This is a genomic window from Actinomadura bangladeshensis (assembly GCF_004348335.1).
GTDB classification, from domain to species: domain Bacteria; phylum Actinomycetota; class Actinomycetes; order Streptosporangiales; family Streptosporangiaceae; genus Spirillospora; species Spirillospora bangladeshensis.
Map to the genome: position 1 here is coordinate 1 of NZ_SMJW01000430.1, position 4,002 is coordinate 4,002.

Annotated in this window: 5 protein-coding genes and 1 pseudogene; all 6 read right to left on the minus strand. The window is 72.9% G+C overall.

Annotation, left to right across the window (positions count from 1 at the left end; genetic code table 11):
- Positions 1–233: pseudogene (locus E1284_RS39215) on the minus strand (tRNA (guanosine(37)-N1)-methyltransferase TrmD); the annotation flags it as partial.
- Entirely contained in the window at positions 230–742 is a 513-nt protein-coding gene (gene rimM, locus E1284_RS39220; protein ID WP_131945201.1) for a ribosome maturation factor RimM, read from the minus strand. The pseudogene E1284_RS39215 and the gene rimM, both read right to left, overlap by 4 nt.
- Before the next feature lie 11 nt (positions 743–753).
- Positions 754–996, minus strand: a complete 243-nt coding sequence (locus E1284_RS39225; RefSeq protein WP_131945202.1) for an RNA-binding protein — start codon at positions 994–996, stop codon at positions 754–756.
- A gap of 2 nt (positions 997–998) precedes the next feature.
- Positions 999–1,448, minus strand: coding sequence for a 30S ribosomal protein S16 (rpsP, locus tag E1284_RS39230; protein WP_131945203.1), 450 nt, complete (start codon positions 1,446–1,448; stop codon positions 999–1,001).
- Between the two features lie 278 nt (positions 1,449–1,726).
- A complete protein-coding gene (gene ffh, locus E1284_RS39235; RefSeq protein WP_131945204.1) occupies positions 1,727–3,295 on the minus strand; it encodes a signal recognition particle protein in 1,569 nt (522 codons plus the stop codon).
- A gap of 84 nt (positions 3,296–3,379) precedes the next feature.
- The coding region (locus tag E1284_RS39240) for an ACT domain-containing protein (RefSeq protein WP_131945205.1) at positions 3,380–4,002 on the minus strand (623 nt) is incomplete at its 5' end.

Here is a 4,002-nt window from a genome sequence, read left to right on the forward strand (position 1 = left end):
GGGAGCGGGGGGACCAGGGTGTCCAGGGCTTCGCCCCAGGGGGTTGGTTTCATCACCATGCCGGGGCCGCCGCCGTAGGGGGTGTCGTCAACGGTGCGGTGGCGGTCGTGGGTCCAGGTGCGCAGGTCGTGGACGTGGACGTCCAGGAGGCCGGCGCGGCGGGCCTTGCCCAGGAGGGAGATGTCCAGGGGGGCGAAGTACTCGGGGAAGATCGTGACGATGTCGATTTTCATGATTCGTCGAGCAGGCCGGGGGGCGGGTCGATGACGAGCCGCCCCCCGGGGACGTCCACCTCGGGGACGAGCGCGGCCACGAAGGGCACGAGCTTCTCCCCGGCGGGGCCGCGCACGACCAGCAGGTCCTGGCCGTGGTGCAGGACGTCCGCGACCTCGCCGACGGCGGCGCCGTCCGCGGTGACCACGGCGAGGCCGATCAGTTCCTGGTCGTGGAAGTCGTCCGGGTCGGCGGACGGGGAGATGTCACCGGGGCCGACGACGAGCCACGTGCCGCGCAGGGCCTCGGCGGCGTCGCGGTCGCCGACCCCGGCGAAGCGCACGAGCAGGCGTCCCGAATGCCAGCGGGTCCGCTCGACGGTGAGGGGGCCGGCGGCGCCGGGGTCGGTGGCGATCTCCGCGCCCACGGCGAACCGGGTGTCCGGCTCGTCGGTGCGGACGTCGATCGTGACCTCGCCACGGACCCCGTGGGGCCGTCCGACACGTCCCACCACGAGCGGTTCGCTCATCGGAACGCCACTCAGCGGACCTCGTTGACGTCGAGCAGGTCAACACGCACGTAGCGGCCTCCGGAGAGGGCGCTGATCACCGTGCGGAGGGCCTTGGCGGTGCGGCCGCCGCGGCCGATGACCTTCCCGAGGTCCTCGGGGTGCACGCGCACCTCCAGGACCCGGCCGCCCCTGAGCCGGCGGGCGCGGACCCGGACGTCGTCCGGGTTCTCCACGATCCCGCGGACCAGGTGCTCGAGCGCTTCTTCGAGCACTGTCAGCCCTCGCTCTTGGCTTCGTCGGTCTCAGCGGCCTTGGCCTCGGACTTCTTCGGCTCGGCCTTCTTCTTGGCGCGGGAGGCGGTGCCGGCGGCCTCGTCGTCGCCCAGGGACTCCTTGACGGCGGCCTCGAAGGCGGCCTTCCGGTCGGCCTTGGGCTCGGCGACCTTGAGGGTGCCCTCGGCGCCCGGCTCGCCCTTGAACTTCTGCCAGTCGCCGGTGATCTTCAGCAGGTTCAGCACGGGCTCGGTCGGCTGCGCGCCGACGCCGAGCCAGTACTGCGCGCGCTCAGAGTCGATCTTGATGAGCGACGGCTCCTGCTTGGGCTGGTAGAGGCCGATCTCCTCGATGGCGCGCCCGTCCCGCTTGGTGCGGGCGTCGGCGACGACGATCCGGTACTGCGGGTTCCGGATCTTCCCCAGGCGCTTGAGCTTGATCTTGACTGCCACGGGTGTGGTGTACTCCGATTTCGTTACCGGGTGGACGGACCCGCGCCAGGTGGGGAACACCGGCTCACGGCCGTCCAGTGGACTCCGGTCGCGCAGGACGAGAGAGGGCGCCTCGCGATTCCGGGTTTCCAGCTTGCCATTCTGCCAGACGTTCGGTGTAAAGGTGCAATCGCACGCCGCCGTGTCCCCGAGCCCGTCCGAGGGGTGGGCGCCGGGGGTTCGGGACGAGCGGCCGGGTCCGCCGCGGGCCCGCCGGGGGCGCCGCGGCGGTCGCGAGGTCACTTCTTCTTGCGGCCCTGGAGTTTGCCGAGGTCCGGCATCTGGAAGCCGGGCGGGAGCTGGCCGCCCAGGCCGGGCGGGAGGCCGCCCGGGCCGCCGCCGAGGCCCGGCGGGAGGCCCTGGGGCGCGGCGTCGGCGGCGGGCTGCCGGTCCTTGCCGGCGGCGCGCTTGCGCGGGTCGCCGCTGCGCTGCTTGCCCTTCTTGTTCTTCTTGGCGGCCGCCTTCGCGGCCTTGCGGCGTCCGCCCGGCATGCCGGGCAGGCCCATGCCGCCGGCCATCTGGCGCATCATCTTCTGCGCGTCGAAGAACCGGGTGACGAGGCTGCTGACCTCGCCGACGCCGACGCCCGAGCCCTTGGCGATGCGGGCCCGCCGCGAGCCGTTGATGATCTTCGGCTCGGCGCGCTCCTGCGGGGTCATCGAGCGGATGATCGCGGCGATGCGGTCCAAGTCCCGGTCGTCGATCTGGCTGATCTGGTCGCGGACCTGCCCCATGCCCGGCATCATCCCGAGCAGGTTCCCGATCGGGCCGAGCTTGCGGATCATCATCATCTGCTCGAGGAAGTCCTCGAGGGTGAAGTCCTCGCCCGAGGCGAACTTGGTGGACATCTTCTCGGCCTGCTCGGCGTCGAACGCCTGCTCGGCCTGCTCGATCAGGGTGAGGATGTCGCCCATGTCGAGGATCCGGCCCGCCATGCGGTCCGGGTGGAAGACGCTGAAGTCCTCCAGCTTCTCGCCCGTCGAGGCGAACATGATCGGACGCCCGGTGATGTGCCGGACCGACAGCGCGGCACCGCCGCGCGCGTCGCCGTCGAGCTTGGTGAGGACGACCCCGTCGAAGCCGACGCCGTCCATGAACGCCTGGGCGGTGTTGACGGCGTCCTGGCCGACCATGGCGTCGACGACGAACAGGATGTCGTCGGGCCGGACGGCGTCCCGGATGTCGATGGCCTGCTGCATCATCTCCGCGTCGACGCCGAGGCGGCCCGCGGTGTCGATGACGACGACGTCGTGCTGGGCGTGCCGGGCCTGGTCGATCGAGCGGCGCGCCACGTCCACCGGGTCGCCGACGCCGCTGCCCGGCTCGGGCGCGAACACCGGCACCCCGGCCCGCTCGCCGACCACCTGGAGCTGCTGGACGGCGTTGGGCCGCTGCAGGTCGGCGGCCACCAGCATCGGGGTGTGGCCCTCCTGCCGGAGCCACCGGGCGAGCTTGCCGGCGAGGGTGGTCTTACCGGCGCCCTGCAGGCCCGCGAGCATGATCACGGTGGGCGGCGTCTTGGCCAGCCGGATCCGGCGGGTCTCGCCGCCGAGGATCTCGATGAGCTCCTCGTTGACGATCTTGACGACCTGCTGCGCCGGGTTCAGCGCCTGGGAGACCTCCGCGCCGGCGGCCCGCTCCTTGACCCGCGCGATGAAGTCCTTGACGACGGGCAGCGCGACGTCGGCCTCGAGGAGCGCGATCCGGATCTCGCGGGCCGTCGCGTTGATGTCGGCCTCGGACAGCCGTCCCTTGCTGCGCAGGGACGAGAAGACCGTCGTCAACCGGTCGGAGAGCGTCTCGAACACGTGTCTGGACCGTCCTTGGAAAGCTTCTGGGATCGCCTATCAGCGTATCGGGTCGCCCTGTTGGTTGCGCCGACCAGCGCGACGTCAGTGGAGGGCCGCGGCGATCTCCGCCCGGACGGCGCCGAGGGCGGACGGGTCGCGCAGCGGGCGCCCCTCGCCGTCCACCACGTAGAAGACGTCGACGGCCTCGGCGCCGAGGGTGTCGACCTGGGCGGCGCGGATCTGCAGGCCGCACGCGCCCAGCGCCTGCCCGATCCGCCACAGCAGGCCGGGGCGGTCGTGGGCGCGCACCTCGATGACGGCCGCCGTCCGCGAGGCGTCCTCGATGATCATGACGCGCGGCGGCGGCGCGGCCGCCCCGGGGCGCGTCCGCATCGACCGCGCCCGCCGCTCCAGGCGGTCGGCGACGTCGAGGCGCCCGGCGAGCATGCGCCGCAGGTCCGCCTCCAGGCCGGCCGGATCCGGCGGCGCGCCGAACTCCGGCACCGCCGTGAAGTCCAGGACGGCCGTCTCCCCGGCCCGGCCGGAGGGCCCGCCGACCGTCCCCGAGATGGTGCGGGCGGTCTTCACGGCCAGGCGGTGCAGGGCCAGGACGCCCGCGGCCCGCCACAGGAGGCCCGGACGGTCGGGGGCGGCGACGGTGATCCGGGAGCCGGTGACGCGGACGGCCGCGCCGTCGTGGCGGGCCAAGGCCAGGCTGTCTCTTA

Excerpts from the sequence above, each read along its gene's own strand:
- rimM (WP_131945201.1), bottom strand. The coding sequence starts at position 742 with ATGAGCGAACCGCTCGTGGTGGGACGTGTCGGACGGCCCCACGGGGTC.